Genomic DNA, 23,068 nt, shown 5'->3' with positions numbered 1-23,068 from the left:
GCTATGTGTGGGATTGCAGGAATTTTTAATGTTAAGGAGCCAGCGGCTGTTATTAATGAGGCCTTGCTCCATCAGATGAATGAAACTCAGTTTCATCGTGGGCCTGATGAAGGGGGCATTCATATAGAACCAGGTATTGGGCTTGCTCACCGGCGGTTATCCATTATCGATATTTCAACAGGGCAACAGCCGTTATTCAGTGAAGATGGTAATGTCGCGATTGTATTTAATGGCGAGATTTATAATTTTCAGGCATTGCGTGAGGAACTGATTACCAAGGGATACCACTTTAAAACTCACTCAGATACTGAAACGATAGTTTATGCTTGGATGGCCTGGGGGCCTGATTGTGTTAAGCATTTGCGAGGGATGTTTGCGTTTGCTATTTGGGATCGTCGACAACAGAGTTTATTTTTAGCTCGTGATCGACTAGGGATTAAACCATTATTTTATAGCACCTTAGCTAATGGCGAATTGATTTTTGGCTCTGAGCTAAAGGTATTACTTGCTCATGCAAAGTTACCTCGTACTATATATACGCCTGCTATTGAGGATTACTTTACATTTGGTTATGTACCAGAGCCTTCAACCATTTTTGAAGGGGTTTATAAATTACCACCAGGACATACTTTATTAATTAGTCGTGATAAGCCAAACGCGACACCTGTCCAGTATTGGGATGTATCATTTGACCCATCAGCTATTGTGCTGCCGGATGATGTTAATGAGCAACTCATAACCCAGTTAAAGGAAGCTGTTGGGGTTAGGATGGTGGCAGAAGTTCCACTAGGTGCCTTTTTGTCAGGAGGGGTAGACTCTAGCGCGGTGGTTGCCATGATGGCAGAGCTTCAGTCAGATCCTGTTCATACTTGCTCAATTGCTTTTAATGAAGCTGATTACGACGAATCAACATTTGCAAAAGAAGTGGCCAATCGCTATAAAACAGATCACTTTGAAAAAACATTAGCCGTTGATGACTTTGAGTTACTTGATTTATTAGCCACTTTATATGATGAGCCTTATGCTGATAGCTCGGCAATGCCAACTTATCGGGTTTGTCAATTAGCCAAGGAAAAAGTAACGGTGGTCCTTTCGGGAGATGGGGGGGATGAAGTATTTGCTGGCTATCGCCGTTATCGCTGGCATATGAATGAAGAAAAAGTAAGAAGCCGCTTTCCTTTAGGCTTTCGCAAACACATATTTGGCTTACTAGGTGAGCTTTACCCTAAGGCTGACTGGGCTCCTCGAGTGTTAAGGGCAAAAACCACTTTCCAATCGTTAGCGCGGACCCCACTAGAAGCTTATTTGCATTCTGTTTCCCTGCTCAACCACCAACAGCGTAAAGAGTTATACAGCAGTAATCTAAAGCGGGAACTACAAGGTTATCATTCACTTGAGGTATTTCAACGGCACGCAGCTAACTGTCAAACCGATGACATGTTGTCGTTAATCCAATATCTGGATATGAAAACCTATTTAGTAGGAGATATTTTAACGAAAGTGGATAGGGCGAGTATGGCTCATTCGTTAGAAGTGAGAGTGCCGCTTCTCGATCATAAATTAATTGAGTGGTCTAGCCGTCTTCCGTCTTCTGTTAAATTGAAGGGGCAAGAAGGCAAATATATTTTGAAAAAATCGTTAGAGCCATATTTATCGGATAATATTTTGTATCGAGATAAAAAAGGCTTTGCAGTACCTTTAACGAAATGGTTTAGAGGACCTCTGAAAGATAAGCTTAAAAATGCCTTACTCAGTGAGCGAATGCTAGATAGTGGTTATTTTGACGCAGATTATTTAACTCGTTTAGTGAGTCAACATCAAAGTGGCTTGCGTGATCACAGTGCAGCACTCTGGTCGCTGTTAATGTTTGAAGCTTTTTTAAGGCAAGTAGTCGATGAGTCCAGCACTGTGGCTCGGGTGGCATAATGATGCGTGTGTTACATGTTCTTGATCATTCAATCCCCTTACACAGTGGTTATACTTTTCGGACCCGCTCTATTTTGCTCCATCAGCGGCAGTTAGGATGGGAGACCTTTCATTTAACTAGTCCTAAGCAAGGTGCAGTACCACGATTGAAGGAGACAGTTGACGGGTTAGATTTTTATCGCACTCCGCCACTACCTGGTTGGTTGAATAAAATGCCAGTGGCTAACCAGCTAGCCATTATTCCTACACTGGCAAAGCGTATTCAGCAAGTTGCTATGGAAGTAAAGCCTGACTTAATACATGCCCATTCCCCAGCATTAAATGGAGCAGCAGCTTGGTTGGCAGGTAAAAAGTTAAATATTCCTATAGTCTATGAAGTAAGAGCTTTTTGGGAAGATGCTGCTGTTGATCATGGTACTTCTGTGGAAGGTGGTTTGAGGTATCAATTAACCCGAGCATTAGAAACTTTCGTATTAAAACGGGTGCAGGGGCTAACCACCATTTGTGAAGGATTGAAAACGGAAATGGCTGGACGAAGCCAAAATTTAGTACCGGTGACAGTCATTCCCAATGCTGTTGATACGGAAAGGTTTCAGCCATTACTTGAGAAACAGCAAGCAATTGTCACTAAACATCAGTTGCAGGATAAGTTGGTATTAGGTTTTATCGGGTCTTTTTACGCTTATGAGGGGCTCGATACTTTGATTAATGCTATGCCAGAACTGGCTTCAGCAATCCCCAATAGTTGTTTATTGTTAGTCGGAGGGGGCCCCGAGGAAGCTAAGTTAAAGGCAATGGTGGCCAATAACCCAGTAAAAGATAAAATAATCATGGTTGGCCGAGTACCTCATGATCAGGTACAAGACTATTACAGTGTAGTGGATCTATTTGTTTATCCACGAAAGTCTATGCGTTTAACTGAGCTAGTCACGCCCTTGAAGCCGCTTGAAGCAATGGCTCAACATAAGTTGGTGGTAGCATCTGATGTAGGGGGGCATCGGGAGTTAATTCAGCATGGCCATAATGGTTTGCTGTTTAAAAAAGGTGATGTGAGTGATCTAGTGGCAAAAGTGAAAGCCATTCAGGCTAACCGAGAACAATGGCAACAAATATTACAAAATGGACGGCGCTATGTGGAAACAGAGCGCACCTGGGAGCGCAGTGTGAGTTATTATCAGGGTGTTTATCAGCAAGCGTTGGCACATATGAGCTAATAACAACCACTTACATTGTTTCCCTATACTTATGATTTTGCAGCACCCGGTTTTATGAACATACTGGTATTTACGGCCCTTTACCCGAATGAACTACAACATCGTCATGGGGTTTTTGTCGAAAACCGCACTCGGCAGTATGTGATGAATACAGGTAATCAAGTAACCGTAGTGGCACCGGTGCCTTGGTTTCCACTTTCTCATTCTTGTTTTGGTCAATACGCTATTTATAACAAAATTCCTGACGAAGAAATCCGTTACGGCGTTAAGGTTTATCACCCACGCTATGTCAATATTCCTAAAATAGGCATGAATATTCAGCCTAACTTAATGTTTACGTCAATGAAACGCTTTATAAAGCAGTTGATGGCGAGTGGGCTACAGTTTGATGTTATTGATGCCCATTATTTTTACCCGGATGGAGTAGTGGCTGCTTGGTTAGGAAAGTACTTTAATAAACCTGTCGTTATTTCTGCCCGTGGTCAGGATATTAGTTATATTCCACAATATGAAAAGCCGCGGAAGCTAATACAGCAGGCGGCGAAACAAGCGAGCTACTTAATTGCTGTGTGTGACGCGTTAAAACAACAAATGTTATCACTAGCCATTGATACCCCGATTGATGTGCTGTTGAATGGGGTAGATTTGCAGTTATTTCAGCAACTGGAAAACCGCCAGCAGATTCGCCAGCAGTTAGGGCTAAATCAATTTACATTGATTTCTGTGGGGAATATGATTGAGTTAAAGGGACATCATCTAGTAATAGAAGCATTAACAAAACTGCCTGACGTGCAGCTGATATTGATTGGCGAAGGGCCTGAAAAAGTAAAATATCAGAAGCTTGCCAATAGGTTAGGAGTATCTGAACGGATAACGTTTTTGGGGAATTTACAGCAAAAGCAGCTGGTAGATTACTATAATGCGGCTGATGTATTAACACTGATTTCACGACGAGAAGGGTGCCCTAATGTATTATTAGAGTCTATGGCTTGCGGTAACCCGGTAATTGCTAATAATGTGGGGGGAGTGAGTGAATTAGTTAAGAGTCCTGTAGCTGGTACTTTATTAAAAGAGCGTTCAGTTGCTGCTATTGTTGGAGCTGTTCAAGCACAGCAGCACTCCCCTGTAATAAGAGCATCAGTGCGAGCATATGCGGAACAATTTAGCTGGTCCCAAGTCAGTGCTGCACAACAGGCTATTTTTGAGCAAGTGGTTAATGGGTACTAGATAATTACCTATTACTGGCCACTTCATGACCTAGTGCCCGGCGATTCCATTTCACATGGCCAATACTATGGTTAGCTAATTTTTTTATTTTCCTTGCTAACTCTCCAACTCCATATAATTCAGCCTCAAACTGTATTGCTGCTAAATTCTCTCCATCTAATATTCGGTCAAGTGCCAATAATTGACTACGTCCATTAACAAAACCGGGTTTACAAGTAGTAGCACTGGCAATACCGGCTTGTTGTAACCAGCTCCAGTGTTGTCTGTCCCATTCTCCACTGGGGTAGCAAAAGTGGTTTAAATGACCTGCGTTAAGTTTGGTTAGTGATTCCCTGTTATCATTAATTTCTCTAATAGTTCCCTCTTTAGAAAGAGGGAGGCGGTGGCGATGAGTGTGTAACTGTAAGTCAATTAATCCATTTAAGGTATTCGTAAGTTGGTTATCGGTCATTAATGTAAATAACTTTTCATCTCGAATGCTTTGGTAATTTTCATCTAACATAAACCCAATAGCTTCAGCTAATGTTTCTCTAAATTCATTATGTTCTGATTGATTACCGAGTTTAATAAGTTGATGCATTAACTCTCGAGGGTGAGTGCTAAGGTTAATGGTATTATCGGAAAGTAGCGTTTTGATGTTAGTTAAATTAAAAGATGAGCGTTTACTTCGCCAAAACATATATTGCACAGCCAGCTCAAACACTGGCGTTTGTTTTGTTTGAAAATAGCTGGTGACATAAACTGTAGCTGGTAAATTAAAGGTTTTTAACACCGGGTAAGCAAGTTGGTAAACACTTTGAAAGCCGTCGTCAATGGTAATAACGGCATTTAACCCTTTGAGTTGATTGTTTTGTAACAGGTTAATGGCATCATCAAGGGGTAAAACGCGATAACCGGCTGATAATAGTAGCTCCAGTCGTTTACGAAAAGTGGTTTGTTTTTGGAAAAGCGCAGGACGAAACAGGCATTCATCTCTTAGCTCAAATGCATGGTAACATAAAATTAATAATTTATTTTTGGCAAATGGCTTAGTGAGCTGAAATGCTCCTAAACGCTTCAATGTATGTAAATAATGTAACTTATTCATCTTCGTCAGCTAGCCAATGTTAAATAGTCTGGCAGTTGTTGGGATTTAGTTTCATTATTGAAATGATGCTGGTAGTGCAATGAGCCAACATATTCGAAATTATTTTTTTCAATTACATGTCGAGAGGTAGTGTTATCTGCCCTTACCACAGTAAAAACTTGTTTTGCTCCGTACAGAGTAAAAGCGTCATGAATCTGTTGTTGTATACAGGCCTGATGTAGTGCTTGACTATTTGCGGTTGGGATAGTGCAAATATCATATAAAACGGCGCTATTTTCAGGTAGGTGGATACCTTGTTTAACCTCACTAAAATAAGCTTGCCTAGTATTAGGAATTAACCAACCATTAGCTAGTAGCTTATGGTTATCAGTGTAACTATAGGGAATATCCCCATTAGCTAGTCGCTTGCGACACTCAGTTAGAAATTGTTGACGGTCTTGACTAGTAAGATCGGAGTAAAACTCAGTTAGGTCTGTTAAGTTAAATGTATTAAAAGTAAAGTGGCTGTTTGGATCATCACTAATATTGGGCTGGCTTTTAAGTCGGTAAATTTTTAGCTCAATGTCGCAGTAATATTGCTCAATTACAGTTTTTAGTGCTTTGCTTGATGTGAATTTATGGGGGAGAGAAAGAAGACTATGATAACGCTCAGGCGTAAATCCCATGTGTCCACCAGAACGTCTAATAGTAGCAGAGGTTTGCTGCATTTTTTCGTATCGTTGCTTGTGTTTTATATTGCTAAAATAAATAAGCTCAATTAGGCTCTCTTGCTCATTGCTATGTTGCTCAATTAGTGGGTTTTCACATAACGTGACATCCAGATAGTCATAACCTTCTTCTTTTAATAGCTCAACTAGCTTGAACAGGTGAATTTTCTCTGGTGAGTAAACATGATATTGGGGGGCGCAGCAGAAAAGTCCTAAGTGGACAGTACTTTTGTTGATAAAACCTAAGTGTACAGATACTAATTTTTTATCTAACCAAATTCCTGTAATATGGAGTTGGTTAGTCATCTCTAGACAAAGCGTTGTATAGAACTTGAGTTTGGCAGGGTCTTCAGAGAAAGGAAGCTTGTTATTTTTGATCCCCTGCTGAAAATCATAAACAGGAATCAGTTGTTTTAGTAAGTCAATTTGCGCTTCAGCTGTTTTGATTCGAGTAAAGTTTAATTCATCTATTTTCTCTAGTTGATTAATTGGCTTTTTATTACCATTAGTTGATTGCAATTGACTAATATTAATTTTATCTAAATTAAAGAGCCTACCTTGGTAATTGTTAACTGTTAAATGCTCGTTGAGGCCTGTATCTTTTTCTAATGTCTGTGTAAGTAACACTGTAGGTAGGTATTTTAATGTTAACTGGCCATCGGGAAATACCTGCTGTATATCTGTTACTAACGCAGAGAAGAAATCAAACTGTTTCTCTGGAACTGTTAACCAGGCTTGATAGGTGGTTTGATGATTACCCACTGCAGTAATCTGGTTGCCCCTAATACAAAGGGGAAGACAAGCAACGAGTTGATTGTTGTTATATCCCAGTGAAAAAGCCAGGTCATAATTATGGTGATAAGAGTGCCACCAGCTATTAACATAAGTAGGGGTTTGATACGGAAAGGCAACTGGTGACTGATTATATAACTGTTGCCACTGATGAATAAACTGCTCGTTTGTCAGCAGTTGCTCTGCAGCGAGTCCCGTAACGAGAGAGGTATCCATAGTTTTATTCAGTGCCTGATTTTATTTTTAAGTACACTAATCTTTTAATTTGGTGATGTGCTTCATCGGTTACATGTATTGATTCTACTGACTAAATGCGACAAACCAAAATGACGAGTTACAGTATACTGTGCTCTTAATTAAAACTATAGTGTTCAGCCTCATTAAGTTTTAGCTAAAATTCTCTTAAAATAAGTAATTGCATACATTGACTTTATTAAGAAATATGAAGAATAGCTTGTTTAAAAGAGTCATGTTTTTTTAAATAGGTTTCAGGTATAAAATGATAGTTGTGTAACAAAAAGCATTTTACTTATTAGTTGTCGCTAACTTGCAAAGTATTGTTAATGGATGAATTTAACATGGCTTTCTAAACTATGAATAGTTAGCAAGCCATTTTAAAGGCTATTAGGAGTAAACAAGCGTAATGTCAGCTTGTTTGCCATGAAAGCTAAAGATATTACCCTATGCGTGACCTACTGGTTTCAGTCATCATATTTGCTGCAATTCCCTATATTCTCATGAATCCCCATGTGGGTATTTATTTTTCCGCATGGATTGGCTATATGAATCCACACCGATTAGGCTGGGGATTCGCTTACAACTTTCCATTTGCGTTTATTGTAGCGATTGTGACCATCCTTGCCTTCTTATTTTCTAAAGAAAATAAGAAGTTGCCAGTTACACCTGTGACAGTCGTATTAATTGTTTTTATTGTTTGGATAGGAGTGAGCACGGTACTTGCTGTATATCCTGAGAATGCCTGGCAAAGCTATATTGATGTCCTCAAAATTCAGCTGTTGGTTTGCCTTTCGATGATTTTGATTCAAAGCAAAGAGAGAATTCATACCTTGGTGTGGGTTATTGCATTATCTATTGGTTTTTTTGGGATAAAAGGAGGCTTTTTTTCTTTGGTTACTGGTATGCAATATCGGGTATGGGGACCACCAGGATCAGTGATTACTGGTAATAATGAATTAGGTATTGCCTTGTTAATGGTTATTCCCTTATTTGTTTATCTTTTTTCAACAAGCAGCCAAAAATGGGTAAAACGACTGACGTTAGCGGCAATATTTCTTTGTGCATTGTCAGTCATCAGCACTTTTTCCAGAGGTGCTTTTTTAGCCTCTTTATGTATGTTTGGTTTCTTATGGACAAAAAGTAAATATAAGCTGCCAATAGCCCTCGTTGGAATTATTGGTCTATTGGTTCTAGTGCCCTTTTTGCCTGGGCACTGGGTTGACCGAATGGGGTCAATTCCTGTGGTAGGGAAATATATTACTCAGTCAGAAACGGGGCCAGAAATAGATGAGTCAGGCAAGGGCCGGCTAAGCGCATGGCTGATGGCTTATAATATTGCTAAAGCGCGAATCACCGGGGGTGGTTTTCATTGTTGGACGCCAGAAAATTTTGCCCTCTATTCAGACCCTAAGAGAGTATTTGATGCCCATAGTATTTATTTTGAAGTGTTAGGCGAACAAGGATTTCCCGGGTTATTTTTGTTCTTGCTGGTGTTTTTGTTAGCCTGGCGAACGGGAAGTTGGATCATTCGTCACACTACTGATCAAACAAACATGCTATGGGCGAATCAGTTGGCTAAAATGATTCAAGTAAGTCTTGTGGCTTATGCAACGGGTGGAGCATTTTTAGGTTTAGGCTATTTTGATTTGCCCTATCATTTGGTTTGCCTGTTAGTTGTAACTCAACTTTGGGTTAGGCAGGAATTAGCGAGGCCAGTTGAAGTGAGTCAGACATCAATAGCAAAGCTGTCAACGGAACCACCAATATCAACACAAAAATGGCCTTGGGAAAAGTAGTTACATGAAGTTGAAATCGTCACCAGTCGTACGCCGTTCCCTTCAATGGGTTGCACAGGGACTAAGCCAATTTGCCAACCAGAAGCGGCTGGCGATTTTGATTTATCATCGTGTGTTAGCGGAACCTTCGGAGCGAGGGACGGGCATGCTTGATGCCAGCACATTTCGTTGGCAAATGAATTTAATTAACGAACATTTCAATGTGCTGCCCCTCAGTGAAGCGATTGAGTTGCTTCAGCATAATAGCCTGCCACCTAGAGCTATTGCTGTCACCTTTGATGATGGTTACGCTGATAATGCTACAGTAGCGCTACCTATTTTGCAGGAATTACAAATCCCAGCCACTTTCTTTGTCGCCAGTGGTTTTCTTGATGGTGGCTGCATGTGGAATGACCAAGTTTCTGAGGCTATTTATCGTACCGAGCAAACGGATATATCATTGACTGACTTAAGGCTACAAAGGTTATCTTTAAATACCATGGGTGACAGGCGTCAGGCTGCTCGCTACTTAGTAAAGCAACTGAAACATCGCCCCTTTGAGCAGCGTCAACAGCTGGTGGCAGAAATTGTTAAACGATCTAACGTAGTGCCGCCCAAAGATCTGATGATGACTTCTAGCCAAGTCAAGCAATTGCATCAAGCGGGAATGGAGGTAGGAGCACATACTTGCCATCACCCGATTCTCCAGCAAATTAATAAAGATCAGGCAGAGCAAGAAATTGCAGATAGTAAGCGACAATTAGAGGCTATTATTGGCGCACCAGTCAATTTGTTTGCTTATCCTAATGGTAAGCCCAAGCAGGATTACGGTATTGAGCATGTGAAAATGATGCGTCGGCTTGGGTTTAAGGCAGCAGTAACCACGGCTTGGGGAGTCGCCACTGCCAACAGTGATATTTACCAGTTACCTCGTTTTATGCCATGGGATAGGCAACCTGATAAGTTTATGGCTAGGTTAGTGTTGCAATATCGCAAAACTCATCCAGAACTGGCTGCTTAGGAATGTACACATTCCTTAGCCCATATGAGTTTTTAGCCAGCTGCCTAAGGTCATCAATAACCAAATTAACTCACCATAGTAAGCACTGTGGCCTTGCTGGTGCATAGCTTTGGCATTAGCTAAAAAGTCCGGGTTAAAGTAGGGCTGGTCAGACAGATAGTCGATGGCCTCATAAGCCATTTGTTGTAATGGCTGATGGTCTTTGGTCCAAACGCCAAAAGGTAGACCAAAACCATGTTTGGACTTATTAATAATCTCATCTGGTAAGAAGCCTTTAATCGCTTGCTTATAAATACCCCGTAACTGAGTGAGATTAACTTTAAGGTTGGAAGGAATGGTGCAAGATAAATCTACCATCTCGTCGTCTAACATAGGATAACGCACATCTACGCCAGCCAGATAACACATGCGATTGACTTTGGGCAAGTCATTGTCTGCTAGGGTTCGTTTCCAGTCTAAAAACAGCATACGATTGATGTAGTCAGCTTGTTTTGGCTGATGATAGGTAGCTTGGATTTCTCGTAAAGGCAGCTGAGTATCAACATTTTGCAAAAAAGCTGAATTAAAAATTTCAGCTGGTTGGTGGCGATGAAGAAAATTATAAGTCTCTAAACGGTCTGGTAGTGGGATATTGGCTTGATCAATATAACTGTGTGCCTTACCGCCGAGGGGTAATTTATTAAACCAGGGGTGGCGAACGACTGGTTCGAGTGCTCGCTGGCGAAGTAAACCTGGGATATGTTGATACAGTTCAAAAATGATTTGCTTTTGATAGCGAGTATTACCGGCAAACAATTCGTCGCCACCATCACCTGCCAGCATTAGGTTTACTCCATGCTGCTTAGCTAATTTCGCACAAAAATAGGCAGGTAATGCAGAAGAGTTACCAAATGGCTCATCAAACCCTGTTATCACTTGTTGATAATGACTAAGAATATCTTCTGGCTGGATAAAGTATTCGTGTTGCTCTGTATTAAAGTGCTTGGCAGCTAGCCGGGCATATTCAATTTCATTATATTTTTCTACGGGAAAACCAATGGAAAAGGTTTTTGCTGGTTTATCGCTGAGTTGACTCAGTAATCCTGATACGGTTGAGCTATCCAAGCCACCACTTAAAAAGCTACCTACATTACCCTGCTGACTGGCACGAGAAACAGCATTTTTTAGGGTGCTAAGAATTAACTCAGCCTGTTCGTTATCCGTCAGCTGACTTCTTGATGCAAAAAGTGGAGACCAATAATAGTCTGTACTGAGTTGTCCTGATTGATAACAAATATATTGCGCTGGTTCTAGTTTATATATGTTGTCGTAGACTGTGCCCGGGCTGGGAATCATATGAAAGTAAAGATAGTTATATATTGCCTGGTCACATAGTGACGTGCTGCTGTCTGGATGGTTTTTGACAATGGAAGCAAAGCTGCCAAAAAAGAGCTGGTTATTATGTAATTGATAATAAACCGGCTGGGTAGCCATTCGGTCAGTGGCCAACATAAAAGCATCCTGCTGATGGTCATATAAAAACAGGCTGAACTGGCCATGTAAACTGGTTAAGCAGTTGGTACCAAGTGCTTGATAAGCAGCTATCGCGGCAATTGCTGGATTTTGCTTGCTGCTGATATGGCTGTAGGGTGCTTCTACCCACTGAGGATAACCACTGATTAACACAGTAATACCCTCTTGTTGGGCTAAGTGACTGGTGTTATCAGCCGTTTTAATGAGGGCTAGTTTAGCGTTAACAAAGGTCTCCAGGGGGTGGTGCTCGGGGCGAGGTAGTAGGGTTTTCAAGGTTTCTACAGCACTACCTTCATTAAGTGGATCAGGGGTTAGCCAACCACCAAATGGAATCATGGGACATCCTTTAAAACAAGCAATAAAAGTATCAATTTATAAAGCAAACAAACCCATTTGATACCCAAGTTAGCCAGCACTTGGGGTTGAGGTGCTTACCAAACACCGGCAGCATTCAATTTTTGCTTAAGTCCTGCCAAGGGGTAGCCTTGTTGGTAAGCTTTTTGTGCATGGTTTTTTGCTTCTTGTAGTTTCTTCATGTCAATGTAAAGCAAGCCCAGATTATAATGAAGCTCAGCAAAATTAGGAGAGAGGCGTAGGGCATTTTGGTATTTTTTTAGCGCTTCATCATATTTTTGCTTTTTATGTAAGTAAATACCATACAACATGTGAACTACAGCATCATCTGGTTTAAACCGTAAGGCTCGATCGAAAAAGCACTCAGCTGACAAATATTTCCTATCAAGCTCAACATTAGGTTGAGTGTAATATTTGACAACTGAAAATAACGCGCGATGGTGGTTAGGAAAAGCCTTTAGGGTATAAGAGAGGTCACCGATGACAGCACCAGTCATGCCTTTGTTTAATGTTTCGACATCTCGATTAAAATGAAACTGCTCGACTATGGATAGTTTTTCTTTAAAGTGACGTGGGTTAGTGTAGTCAAAAGGGCCGTATTGATTCTTTAAACTACCGCACTCAAACTCACCAGCCCAGCTATTTGATATGACGCTTACTAAGAGTAATGTAAATAACCATTTAGTTTGCATAAATAATCCCTCAAAATAAACATGCACATAACATTATGCAAAAAATCCTCCATGGATTAACTATAGGATGGCCAACTTAGTAACTAGTATATAAGAAGTCGAGCAGCTGCTAAAGATAAATAAAGAATGAGAAAAATATAAGACTGTTTGGCTATAAAATTTTTATGTCGCAAAGTATGCTTTTAATAAAAATGGAAAAATAGCTGCCAATAAATTGTATTCAAAGCAAAAGGGGGAGCAAGCACATACAATAAGTCGACATATATTAATATGAAGATTAGTTGCTACTTACATTATAGCGCTGAAATAATAACTCTAATGTACAAACTCGGTTAAACTGCTCGTTGTCTTTAATTTTATCAACATGAACATATTGAGAAAGATAGGGAAACTCAATATTAATCAGCTGGCGTAAATAATCTGCCGTTAAATAGTAAGGACGCTGTAATGTCTGGCGTCGATGTTTAATCCGATACGTCATCTGTCTTAGTTTGGGAGGGCGGATATATGTCAGCCAATCTTTAAGTTTGTGTTTTAAGGGGGGAACTGCAGCAAAATGGTGACCATAATCCGACTGATAACCAGCTAGAATGGGGTCAACATTAAGAATCATCCGTGCTTCTAATATACCGTGGTTTTTCCATTTGATTGGCACATTCACTGCGGTTGTTACACTGTTCATTTCCATAAAAGGGGTAAGGGCTAAGCCGAAACGATTATTCAGGCTATTATTGCGGCCAGCCCAAAACCGGCAACGGAAAGCCGGGTATAAGTATTCAATTGAGGTGCGGTTTAAACGATTTCTAGCCTGATTGAGAGTGGTTTTGACCTTATCAGCTAGATTTCGATGATAAAACTGTTGTTGAAATGCCTGGGTGCACATGGCTGGATCAAACTGGCTGTAGAAGCTCCATAAAAACTGTTGAACGGTATAAGACTTATCAGGTAAATAAAAGAAGTTTCGGTAAATCTCACCACCACCACCATTTAAAGGTAATCGGCCACCTTCACTGCGCTGCTGACGGGTCGCTAAGTCTTGACCATTATCCCATACCCCATCAATAGGGTAACCATCGAACCGGTAAAAGGTTTGATTCACTTGTTGAGCTAGCGCATCGGGCGAGAGTGGAAGCTGTTGTTGCTTGTCGACTTGCTGTAAAGGAATATGCTCGCTTTCGCAAATAGTTTTAGCCACTAGCACATCAGGGTCTGTACTTTTGCCATAAACATGTAGGCGGGGGGTGGTTCCTTGTTCTCTTAGCATGGCTAACATTAGGCGAGAGTCGTATCCTCCAGATAACGCTGTATCAATTTTATTGCCAAAGCAATGATTGATAGCGGCGAACTGCTCTCTTAGGCTGGCTACATTATCTTCAACTAAAATCTCCAATGGTCCGTAGGCGGCTTTAAACTGAGGGTGACAAGCACGGTAATAGGTTTTGTTGTTTGGGATTAACTTATAAAGCCAGTGGGGCTCTAAGGTTGCGATTTGGTTAATGACTGTATCTGTGCCGTAAGTTGCCCCTTGAAAAATATACTCGTAGACACATTGCTTGTTGATTACAGGCTTGCTGGTGGCAGTAATTAAAGCCAAGAAAGATGACGATAAGATGGTTTGCTCTTCATTGTGGTATACCTTGTATAAGCCAAGGCTATCAGTGAAACAAAATAAACGACCTGCTTTATAGATAAGTATGCAATATGTGCCGTAAAATCGGTTATGGGGGATTGGACGTTGGTTAAAGTCATCAAGCAAGCTTCTTAAGGCAGGTTCGCCGTGTAAACCCTGATACATAAGGGTACCAACACTTACACAAAAATCCCCGTGGCTATTTTCATAGTAATTGCTTATAGGGTTAACCTGCTTAGGGCAGATAAAGAGTTGAAATCCAGGCCGGGTCAGTTGTATTGGTCGTTGAAAACCTTGTTGTTGCAACGATTGGCTAACAGGCTCAATAAAGCTAAAGGCCGACTCCTTTATCAAGGCAAAGGCGCCCATATTTATTTCCTTTCAGTTGTGAGGCTGATTAAGATGGCTGAATAGGTTCAACAGATGACTCAGTCGATTTTATTGGTAGTAACAGTTGTGGTGTATGCCTTTGGCTAATTGATAAGTGTATATAAGGTGCATGGCTGGCTAGCATTAATTGCCAGGAGCCAATACAAATAAACGTAACAGCTCCCATTCGAGTGGCACCCAGACGTTGGTGAGAGGCTAAAGAACCTGTATTAAAGGCTGAAATCCTGCACAAGGTCCATTTTACTCCTTGCTGGGATAAATACTCGTTGACACTTTGCCATAGTTTAGGAAAAGCAAAACCAAGTCGGGCCGCTGGGGTAATGTAAACATCATAATCCCAGGCGGTTTGTTCTACAGGGCGGGGGGAAAATAAGCAACGTACTTCATCTTCTGGGTAGTCAACTTGACTAATCCAGATATAGCCTACAAAGTTACCTTTAAGATAAGCAGCAAAGCATTGGCCTTGTTCAGCAAAGCGGCGCTTGATTACTGTCAAGGGCCGAGGAAAGTGCTCGAAACAGCCTGTGTCATCAGCGGTGATTGTTTTAATCTCGATTTGTTTCCCGCGATTGGGTGGGAGTAACGGTGTCTCTGGGATAGGTTGATAATACAAATAGTACTTTATGATTCGGAACCGACCAATGGTGAGTTTGTTTAAACTGGTATGTAGTAAATAAAGTAAGCCGTTTAGCCAACCTAATTCCTGGGTTAGTTTACGAAACTTGACGAGCATATATCTTCCCAGATGTAAGCGCTGATAAATGGTTAAAAAATATAGTTAAACATTATGTTTTTAAAATAATGTTGGTGCTAACATTCTAGCACTCAGTTTTTTATACCCTATAGCATATAAAAACCAAGGAGTTATTGGTAATGGATGTGATTAATGATGTGAAACAAATTCTAGTTAGCCAACTACAGTTGGGTGATCAGTTGTCAGCTGCTAATGAAGATACACCGCTACTGGGAGCAATACCGGAGTTTGATTCAATGGCTGTAGTAACTGTTATCACTGCATTGGAAGAGCAGTTTGGGTTTGTTGTTGATGATGATGAAATCAGTGCTGAAGTTTTTGAGTCGCTAGGTAGTTTATGTGAATTTGTTCAAACAAAAGCTTAGCTGATTGCCATGGATAGGCTTCAAATATCGCCACATTTTATTTCAAGTCAAATCGGTCAGCTATTTGCGGTGCATTATGTGCCGCCCCCTACAACACCCACTCAGGGTTATGTTATTCATATACCTGCTTTTGCTGAAGAGATGAATAAGTCCCGCCATATTGTCAGTAAACAAGCTAGGCTAATGGCAGAGCAAGGTTGGCAGGTAGTAGTGTTTGATTTATCTGGGACAGGGGATAGCGAGGGCTTGCTGGTTGAGGTCGATTGGCCCTGTTGGCTTAACGATATTCAAACAGTGGTAGACTGGCTAGTGACTGATCAGTTACCCATTGTATTGTGGGGGCTTCGTCTAGGTGCTAGTTTAGCCGTTGATTATCTTAAACAATTGTCACAGTCGGTAAATTTTCATTTATTACTTTGGCAACCGGTGATTAAAGGGCAACCTTTTTTACAACAATTTTTAAGGATGCGTTTGGCCGCTGATTTATTAGGTGAGCAAACGGGTGAAACGGTTAAATTATTACGTGAGCAGCTCAAAAAAGAAGGCAGTTTGGAAGTAGCTGGATATTTACTGCCTTACCCATTAACAAGCACTATTGATCAATTGGATTTAACCCAACAGCTATTGCCCTCAACAGTTCAGGTGATTTGGCTTGAAATAGTGCGTGATGCAAATGCTTCATTTTCTATACCCAGTCAAAAAACGATTACAGCATGGCAACAAAATAATAATAAAGTTTACCAAGCAAAAATCTTCGCTGATCCTTTTTGGACAACCCAAGAGTTAACAAAAGGTGACGAATTTATTGAACAGAGCCTTCACTATTTATCTCAGTTACTCGCTAAACCTGAACTGAAGCAACCAGTTGCTAGCTTGGAAGGCTAATTTTTTTGATTTTATTTTAATGTTGAATCATGAGTATCATGAACGAGCAGCCCGTTATTTTTTCCTGTTTAAATGAAAAGCTCATAGGCGTAATTCACCATGGGGAAGAGCCAGGTGATGTGGGTGTATTAATTATTGTCGGTGGCCCTCAAATGAAAACAGGCAGTCATCGTCAATTTGTCTTATTAGCCAGAGCGTTAGCTAAGCAGAACATTGCCACCATGCGCTTTGATTACCGTGGCATGGGGGATAGCACTGGGGAGTTGCAAGGATTTGAGACAATTAATGATGACATAAAAGCAGCAATTGATGAGTTTTTTAAACAGCAGCCTAAACTGCAACATGTCGTATTGTGGGGATTATGTGATGCAGCATCAGCTGCTTTATTTTACAGTTGGCGAGATCCAAGAGTGAAAGGTTTGGTATTGGCGAACCCTTGGGTACGTTCAGACGTTGGGTTAGCTCAAGTATATGTAAAGAGTTACTACTGGTCTCGACTATTGGATAAAAACTTCTGGCGCAAAGTGTTTCGAGGCCAGTTGAAGATAACCAAGGTAGCCACGGACTTTCATCAAAATATCACAAAGCTTTTGTCAAATCGTAAGTCAGCAAAGAAAGTTGATCTAGCTAATACCACTTCAAATGAATTGGCAGAGCCAACGCATTTTATTGAGAGAATGCATTATGGTTGGGATAAATTTTCAGGTAAAACATTATTACTGCTAAGTGGAAATGATCTTACTGCAGCAGAATTTATTCAACTCACCAACAGTCAACCACAATGGCGACAGTTGCTAAAGAAACTGACAGTTACCCAATGGCATTGTGCAGAAGCCAATCATACATTTTCAACTGCCAGATGGCGGAAGCAAGTAGAGCAGCAAACAGTTAATTGGATTGTGGGTGAGTTGGTTAACTATTAAACCCGGCATGGTAGTTGTATAGCTAAACATCAAGTAGTTCATTAAATCAGTAGCATGGTGACCGAAAATTTTATGAATCTCCTAAGTGGCAGAAAAAAGCTTATGTTGGGTTCAGTATTAATTAGCCTGGCTGCCTATGGTGGCCTTCAGGTTGATCATCATCTTAGTTCCCAGGCAAAAAACGATAAAGCGGCAGTAGTGGTGACCAAGCAACTTTCCGAGTTTGCAGTAAAACAGCTTGCCACTAATCTTGACGAACACCAGCTTGATGGTCAGCCCATTGCTGACCATCCACGAGTATTTTTGAATTTTTTACAAAACTGGAAAGGTAAGACTGTCCATCCTATTTTGCAAGAACGGATGGCACTGTTTAGAAAGCGAAAAGTTATCTCAGTTAATCCTTGTGTTTATAAGTCTGCACTTGCTAATGCGGGCTGTTGGGTGACTAAGCCGGAAAAAGCCATAGGTGAACAGTTAGTTAAAAGCTTGTTTAAATTTTATTTAATGCCGCCTCGATCTAGTGGCTATTATGGTAATGCTTGGGAGTTGGCGCTGGCTTATGATTTAGCTTGTACGTATCCTGGTTTTCGTCAGGAAGATCGCGAAGAAATAGAAAACCGATTAGAAAAACAGCTTGAAGAACTGCTGGATTTATTGGCCGATGATGGGTTGTCAATGTGGCATGGCCGGGCCTCCGTCGCTTCCCAAGCTTTTTTAGTGGCTATGGTATTGGATCATAGTAGTGATCATCGGCGGGAGTTGTTAAAGAAAAGCCAAGCTTATTTTCTGGATTTAATGGCTGCATTGGATTTAACTGAAGCGTGGCCGGAAGGTTATAATTATTGGATACAAAATCGGGCAATTCCCATTGCATTGGCATCAGCTGCTTATATCAATGGATTACAGCATAGCCAAAAGGGGGAGAAAATTCGTGAAATTATCCGGCGCGCAGGCCATTGGGTTGTTTATGCTACTCGTCCAGATGACAAAGTGGAAGGCATCGGTGATGAAGGTTCTCGAGTTGACTTAAAAGATGTTTCCCGCCCTTATATTGACTTTATTGCTCAGTTAACTCAGGACACGGAATTAGCTGAATATTCTGAATATTTGTACCAGGTTCATCAAGGGCAAAGTTATTATGATGGTTGGCGATGGGCTTTTCGCTTATTTAATAATCCGCAGTTGGTAAAGCAGCCAGTTAAATCAAAACAACTGGTTTTTGCTCAAGGCAAGTTGCCTGTTGCTGATATTTTTGGCAAAGGAGGATTTAACCAAGCTTATATTCGTTCTGGCTGGTCTGATCAAGATACCTTGATTAGTTTTCGTGCAGGCCATCAGTTTAGTCATCATGGTCATTATGATGCAGGACATTTTACAATTCACAAACAGTCGCCATTAGCCATTAATAGTAGTACTTATGGTCGTTATGATGCACCTCATCGGCTTAATTATGCAATCCGCTCCGTTGCTAAAAACACCCTATTAATTATGCGCCCTGGAGAGGCAGTACAGCCTAACCGGTTTTTTAAAAAAAATGTTGCTGATGGAGGGCAGCGATTAGTTCAACCAACTGGCAGTTCTATTCCTTCTGTGAGTTATTGGTATAAAAACCTCTATAAAGGTAAACATTTAGAGGGGGGGACTATTGCTAGAGCCGATTTATCATCAGCTTATAGTTATCTCTATGCAGACTTAACCGGTGCTTACAATAACAGTGAGTATGATGATAATGGTGACATTGGCAAAGTGAGTAAAGTGACCCGTGAGCTTTTTTACTTACAAGAACAAGATCAGTTATTGGTACATGATACCATTGCAACAACTAACCCTGCTTATATTAAAAAATGGCTTTTACATAGTGTCTATCAGCCTGTAGTTAAGGGGTTGAAGTTGGTTCAAGGTGAAACTCATAATGGTATTATGACCTCGGATGCATCAGAAGCTACCATTGTTAACGGAAATAGCCGACTTTTTTTGAAAAAATTGTTACCTGCAAACAGCAAGTTAAATGTGATTGGGGGGCCTGACTATCGATATTATGTGGATATTGATGGCAATGGCCATACTTGGGATGGTGTTAATTTTGATAAAGGGGCCTCTAATAAAAAGTGGTTTGATCCTGGTTTTTGGCGTTTAGAGTTAGCCTCAACAGCATCACAGTCAGTTGAACATTTTTTGGTTGCCTTAACTCCCCGGTTGGATACAAAAAAGTTAAATCAAAGTGATATTACTATCCTAAAAGCAGAACAAAACTATTATGCTGTCCGCTTGAAGTCTACAGTTGTAGTGTTTTTAGCGGATGCGAACATTAATCAACTGGATTTAGACTGGGAAGCACCACTTAAAAAAATCTACATCGTTGGGTTGGCCCCTAAACAACAATTAGAAGTAAAAGGAAAGCAGTTGTCTGCTCAAAAAATTGCAGCTAATTTGCAAGGTACAGCTGTGATGAAAATTCCATCACAAACAATGCAAGTGCATATAGGCCTGCTAAAAAAGTTATCAACTAAGGGATAGCCAGTAAAAGGACTTACCTGCAATATTTGCAGCTTGCACTGGTTATGAAAACAGCCAGTGTAAGCGCTTAATTTAGGGGTATCCTATAGTAATTCACGAAAAGTATATTAAAGTAAAATTTCTTTTACTGGTGGGTGACTCAAAAATTCAGAAGGGCTTGCCGTGGGGCCATAAGCACCTGATTGAGTAATGACAACCAGATCGCCAATGTCTGCTTTAGGGAGCATGACTTTATCGCCTAAAATATCAAGTGGCGTGCATAATGGGCCGACAATTTGGACCGGTTCATAGTTAGCTTCACTCATTTTATTGCCTAAATAAACCGGGTAGTTTTTGCGAATAACTTGGCCAAAATTACCAGAATTAGCTAAGTGATGATGGAGCCCACCATTGGTCACTAAAAACGTTTGGCCACGAGACTGCTTAATATCAATGACTTCCGAGACATAAATACCTGCTTCACCTACTAGGTAACGGCCTAGCTCAATGATTAACTCACAATTATTCAACGATGATGAGTGATATTGGACAATCAACTGTGAAAGGTTTTGACAGACGGGTGATAAATCCAAGTCAGCTTCACCAGGAAAGTAGGGGATCCCAAAACCACCACCAATATTTAATTTCATTAATGGGTTGGGAGAAACAGCAGCTAATTCAGCTGCTAATGCAAAGGTTTTATTATGAGCTTCAATCAGTGCTTCTACTTTTAAATTTTGTGAGCCTGAAAAAATATGAAAACCTTGTAGATTAACTTGACCTGTATTAAGTTGATTGAGAATTGCTGGTAGCTGTTCTGCATCAATTCCAAACTGTTTGGGGCCACCTGACATTTTCATCCCGGATGTTTTTAGCTCATAGTTGGGGTTGACCCGAAAGGCGATGTTAGGTTTAAGTTTGAGTTGCTGACCGACTTTTTCAATTCGTTTTAATTCTCCCATTGACTCAACATTAATCGTGATTGAGGCGGCAATCGCCGCTGCTAGTTCTTGGTCAGTCTTACCAGGGCCTGCAAAACTAATGTTGCTGCTATTCATTCCGCTGTTTAGCGCCGTATGTAATTCCTTGATAGAAGCGACATCCAGACCATCAACCAGGGTTGCCATGTGATCAACAACAGCGGGCATTGGATTCGCTTTAATCGCGTAGTGAAGCTTGATTGGTTCAGGCAGCGCTTGTTTTAACTGGTTAACCCGATGGTTAAGCAGTTGCCGGTCATAGCAGTAAAAGGGGGTACTACTCACGATTTTAGTAATTTGCGAGAGGGGTTTACCTGCTACCTGTAAACAGTTGTCGTCGATCGTAAAACCTTTTAACGGTGCATGAATAGGTTTATTTTGCATAATCTACTCGTTGTATAATCTTAACTTTTATTCGAATAAGCCGGGCAAGCCACTGACTAATGCTTTACGGTCAATTTTACCATTGGGATTCCTTGGCAGTGTTTGATAACTGACGATTTTTTGCGGAATCATAAAGTTCGGTAATTTTTGCTTACATAGATTAATAATGGCTGTTTCATCAATTGACGTTTCTGGCTTGGCTGTCACCGCTAGGACAATTGCCTGGCCTAATTGCAAATGAGGAATACCTAATGCGGCTACCTCTGCTACTAAGTTAGAAGCATAAACTACTTCTTCAACTTCAGTAGGACTAACTCGATAGCCTGAGGTTTTGATCATGTCATCATTGCGTCCAATAAAATATAAAAAGCCTTCTTCGTCTTTTTTGACCAGATCCCCAGACCATACTGCAAGCTCTGGGGTGGGAATCCCATTAACTGGGTTCGGTGCTGGTTTAAAACGCTCTTTGGTTCTGGTTTGATCATTCCAATAGCCCAGTGCGACCAGGCTCCCACGATGGACTAATTCGCCAGGCTCATTGGCCTCACATATTTCTCCAGCTTCATTAATAACTAATAATTCAGTGTTAGGGATTGCTTTACCCATCGAAGTAGGTCGTTTTGCCAGCTCACTGGGGGGGAGGTAACTGGAGCGAAACGCTTCGGTTAAACCATACATCAGATAAGGTGCAGTTTTTGGCAATTGATGCTGTAGCTTCTCAAGAGTAGCGGTAGGCATGGCTCCACCAGAGTTGGTAATATAACGTAGGTGACTGGAGGTTTCAGTTGGCCAGGGTAAGTCTGCCAGTTGCACCCATAAGGGGGGGACCGCCGCCAGGCCGGTAATTTGATATTTATTAACGGCTTTGATGACATCCCTTGGTAATAAATAATCCATCAGATAACAGCAAGCACCCACAGAAAAAGCTGTGGTCAGTTGGCTGAGCCCATAATCGAAACTAAAAGGCAGTACCGCTAAAATTTTATCTTGAGGGTGATTTTCCAAATAGGCTGCGACGCTATGGGCGCCTGTTACCATATTGCGGTGGGATAATACGACACCTTTAGGACGCCCAGTACTACCCGAAGTATACAAAATAGCAGCCATATCCATATCGATAGCATCAGTCGAAAACTGCTGTGAGGAGCAATCTAATAGCGCTTGCCATGATATAACTGGTTGTGGGCTACTTTGCTCGGTGGTTGATTCATCAATCAACACCACTTGTCTTAGATCATGGCATTGAGATAACTCGGGGGTTAATTGTTTTAATCGGGCGGCATTAGTGATTAATACTCGAACATTACAGTCTTGCAAAATATAACGGACTTGCTCGGGTTTGAGTATGGGATTAACAGGAACAAATACGCCACCAGCAGCTGATGCTCCCATCATACTGAATACTGCCTCTGGTAATTTAGGTAAGTAAATTGCCACCCGCTCATGGCGGCTTAGCCCTAGATTCATTAAGCCATTGGCTACTTGCCAGATGCTATCAACTACTTCCTGGTAGGTGTAAGTAATATCTTTGTAACCTATGGCTGATGCTTCAGGTGTGGTAGTGTTTTGTTTGATGGCTATTTCGTGTAAAAGTAGGCTCATTGCAATAGCTCGTCCTTAAGTTGTTTGAACGTTATTAACTCATTATAAAAAACGTCAACAGTTGTTGTTAATCTTAGATTTTCGAGTGCTCTGTATGATGACAATGACTATTAAT

Annotated in this window: 17 protein-coding genes; 9 read left to right on the top strand and 8 right to left on the bottom strand. The window is 40.9% G+C overall.

Going from position 1 to position 23,068, the window contains the following annotated elements; genetic code table 11:
• The first annotated feature begins 3 nt into the window (after positions 1-3).
• Genes G4Y78_RS19455 through G4Y78_RS19445 form a run of 3 tightly spaced genes read left to right on the top strand, consistent with a single transcriptional unit; the run spans position 4 to position 4,367 of the window.
• Positions 4-1,926, top strand: a complete 1,923-nt coding sequence (locus G4Y78_RS19455) for an XrtA/PEP-CTERM system amidotransferase (protein WP_163834599.1) — start codon at positions 4-6, stop codon at positions 1,924-1,926.
• A complete protein-coding gene (locus G4Y78_RS19450; RefSeq protein WP_230425623.1) occupies positions 1,926-3,140 on the top strand; it encodes a TIGR04063 family PEP-CTERM/XrtA system glycosyltransferase in 1,215 nt (404 codons plus the stop codon). Before G4Y78_RS19455 ends, G4Y78_RS19450 begins: the two co-directional genes overlap by 1 nt.
• A gap of 54 nt (positions 3,141-3,194) precedes the next feature.
• Positions 3,195-4,367, top strand: a complete 1,173-nt coding sequence (locus G4Y78_RS19445; protein ID WP_163834598.1) for a glycosyltransferase family 4 protein — start codon at positions 3,195-3,197, stop codon at positions 4,365-4,367.
• A gap of 4 nt (positions 4,368-4,371) precedes the next feature.
• On the opposite strand, the gene G4Y78_RS19440 is transcribed toward G4Y78_RS19445, so the two are convergent.
• Together G4Y78_RS19440 and G4Y78_RS19435 are read right to left on the bottom strand one after the other, a co-directional pair.
• The gene (locus tag G4Y78_RS19440; RefSeq protein WP_163834597.1) at positions 4,372-5,454 is read right to left on the bottom strand and encodes a polysaccharide deacetylase family protein; all 1,083 of its coding nucleotides are present in this window, start codon (positions 5,452-5,454) and stop codon (positions 4,372-4,374) included.
• 5 nt (positions 5,455-5,459) lie between these two features.
• Complete coding sequence (locus G4Y78_RS19435; RefSeq protein ID WP_163834596.1) at positions 5,460-7,169, bottom strand: GNAT family N-acetyltransferase; 1,710 nt, start codon at positions 7,167-7,169, stop codon at positions 5,460-5,462.
• 467 nt (positions 7,170-7,636) lie between these two features.
• On the opposite strand from G4Y78_RS19435, the gene G4Y78_RS19430 reads away from it, so the two are divergent.
• Positions 7,637-8,986 (top strand): putative O-glycosylation ligase, exosortase A system-associated, encoded by a 1,350-nt coding sequence (locus tag G4Y78_RS19430; RefSeq protein WP_163834595.1) that lies wholly within the window; start codon positions 7,637-7,639, stop codon positions 8,984-8,986.
• A gap of 4 nt (positions 8,987-8,990) precedes the next feature.
• Positions 8,991-9,986 (top strand): polysaccharide deacetylase family protein, encoded by a 996-nt coding sequence (locus tag G4Y78_RS19425; protein ID WP_163834594.1) that lies wholly within the window; start codon positions 8,991-8,993, stop codon positions 9,984-9,986.
• Positions 9,987-10,001: 15 nt separating this feature from the next.
• Here G4Y78_RS19425 and G4Y78_RS19420 read toward each other — a convergent pair whose 3' ends face one another.
• From G4Y78_RS19420 to G4Y78_RS19405, 4 genes are all read right to left on the bottom strand, one after another.
• Positions 10,002-11,834, bottom strand: a complete 1,833-nt coding sequence (locus G4Y78_RS19420; RefSeq protein WP_163834593.1) for an asparagine synthetase B family protein — start codon at positions 11,832-11,834, stop codon at positions 10,002-10,004.
• Positions 11,835-11,929: 95 nt separating this feature from the next.
• Positions 11,930-12,544: a tetratricopeptide repeat protein gene (locus G4Y78_RS19415; RefSeq protein ID WP_163834592.1), complete on the bottom strand. Its 615-nt coding sequence runs from the start codon at positions 12,542-12,544 to the stop codon at positions 11,930-11,932.
• A 277-nt stretch (positions 12,545-12,821) separates the two neighbouring features.
• On the bottom strand, positions 12,822-14,543 hold the full coding sequence (locus tag G4Y78_RS19410; RefSeq protein ID WP_163834591.1) for an asparagine synthetase B family protein: 1,722 nt from the start codon (positions 14,541-14,543) through the stop codon (positions 12,822-12,824).
• 28 nt (positions 14,544-14,571) lie between these two features.
• The gene (locus G4Y78_RS19405; RefSeq protein WP_163834590.1) at positions 14,572-15,297 is read right to left on the bottom strand and encodes a GNAT family N-acetyltransferase; all 726 of its coding nucleotides are present in this window, start codon (positions 15,295-15,297) and stop codon (positions 14,572-14,574) included.
• Positions 15,298-15,437: 140 nt separating this feature from the next.
• On the opposite strand from G4Y78_RS19405, the gene G4Y78_RS19400 reads away from it, so the two are divergent.
• From G4Y78_RS19400 to G4Y78_RS19385, 4 genes are all read left to right on the top strand, one after another.
• Positions 15,438-15,683, top strand: a complete 246-nt coding sequence (locus G4Y78_RS19400; RefSeq protein WP_163834589.1) for an acyl carrier protein — start codon at positions 15,438-15,440, stop codon at positions 15,681-15,683.
• A gap of 9 nt (positions 15,684-15,692) precedes the next feature.
• Positions 15,693-16,568, top strand: coding sequence for a hydrolase 2, exosortase A system-associated (locus G4Y78_RS19395; protein WP_163834588.1), 876 nt, complete (start codon positions 15,693-15,695; stop codon positions 16,566-16,568).
• A gap of 29 nt (positions 16,569-16,597) precedes the next feature.
• Positions 16,598-17,491 carry a hydrolase 1, exosortase A system-associated gene (locus G4Y78_RS19390; protein ID WP_222937539.1) on the top strand — a complete coding sequence of 298 codons (894 nt, stop codon included), beginning with the start codon at positions 16,598-16,600 and terminating at the stop codon, positions 17,489-17,491.
• Positions 17,492-17,593: 102 nt separating this feature from the next.
• Complete coding sequence (locus tag G4Y78_RS19385) at positions 17,594-20,008, top strand: heparinase II/III family protein (RefSeq protein ID WP_163834587.1); 2,415 nt, start codon at positions 17,594-17,596, stop codon at positions 20,006-20,008.
• 107 nt (positions 20,009-20,115) lie between these two features.
• Here the strand turns inward: G4Y78_RS19385 and G4Y78_RS19380 are convergent, their stop codons facing one another.
• Positions 20,116-21,351, bottom strand: a complete 1,236-nt coding sequence (locus G4Y78_RS19380; RefSeq protein ID WP_163834586.1) for a pyridoxal-dependent decarboxylase, exosortase A system-associated — start codon at positions 21,349-21,351, stop codon at positions 20,116-20,118.
• Positions 21,352-21,378: 27 nt separating this feature from the next.
• Positions 21,379-22,953 (bottom strand): acyl-CoA ligase (AMP-forming), exosortase A system-associated, encoded by a 1,575-nt coding sequence (locus tag G4Y78_RS19375; RefSeq protein WP_163834585.1) that lies wholly within the window; start codon positions 22,951-22,953, stop codon positions 21,379-21,381.
• Between the last annotated feature and the right edge of the window lie 115 nt (positions 22,954-23,068).

Source organism: Spartinivicinus ruber, from assembly GCF_011009015.1.
In the GTDB taxonomy this organism is placed as follows: domain Bacteria; phylum Pseudomonadota; class Gammaproteobacteria; order Pseudomonadales; family Zooshikellaceae; genus Spartinivicinus; species Spartinivicinus ruber.
Note: the sequence above shows the minus strand (reverse complement) of the source record. Positions and strands in the feature narration are given on the sequence as shown.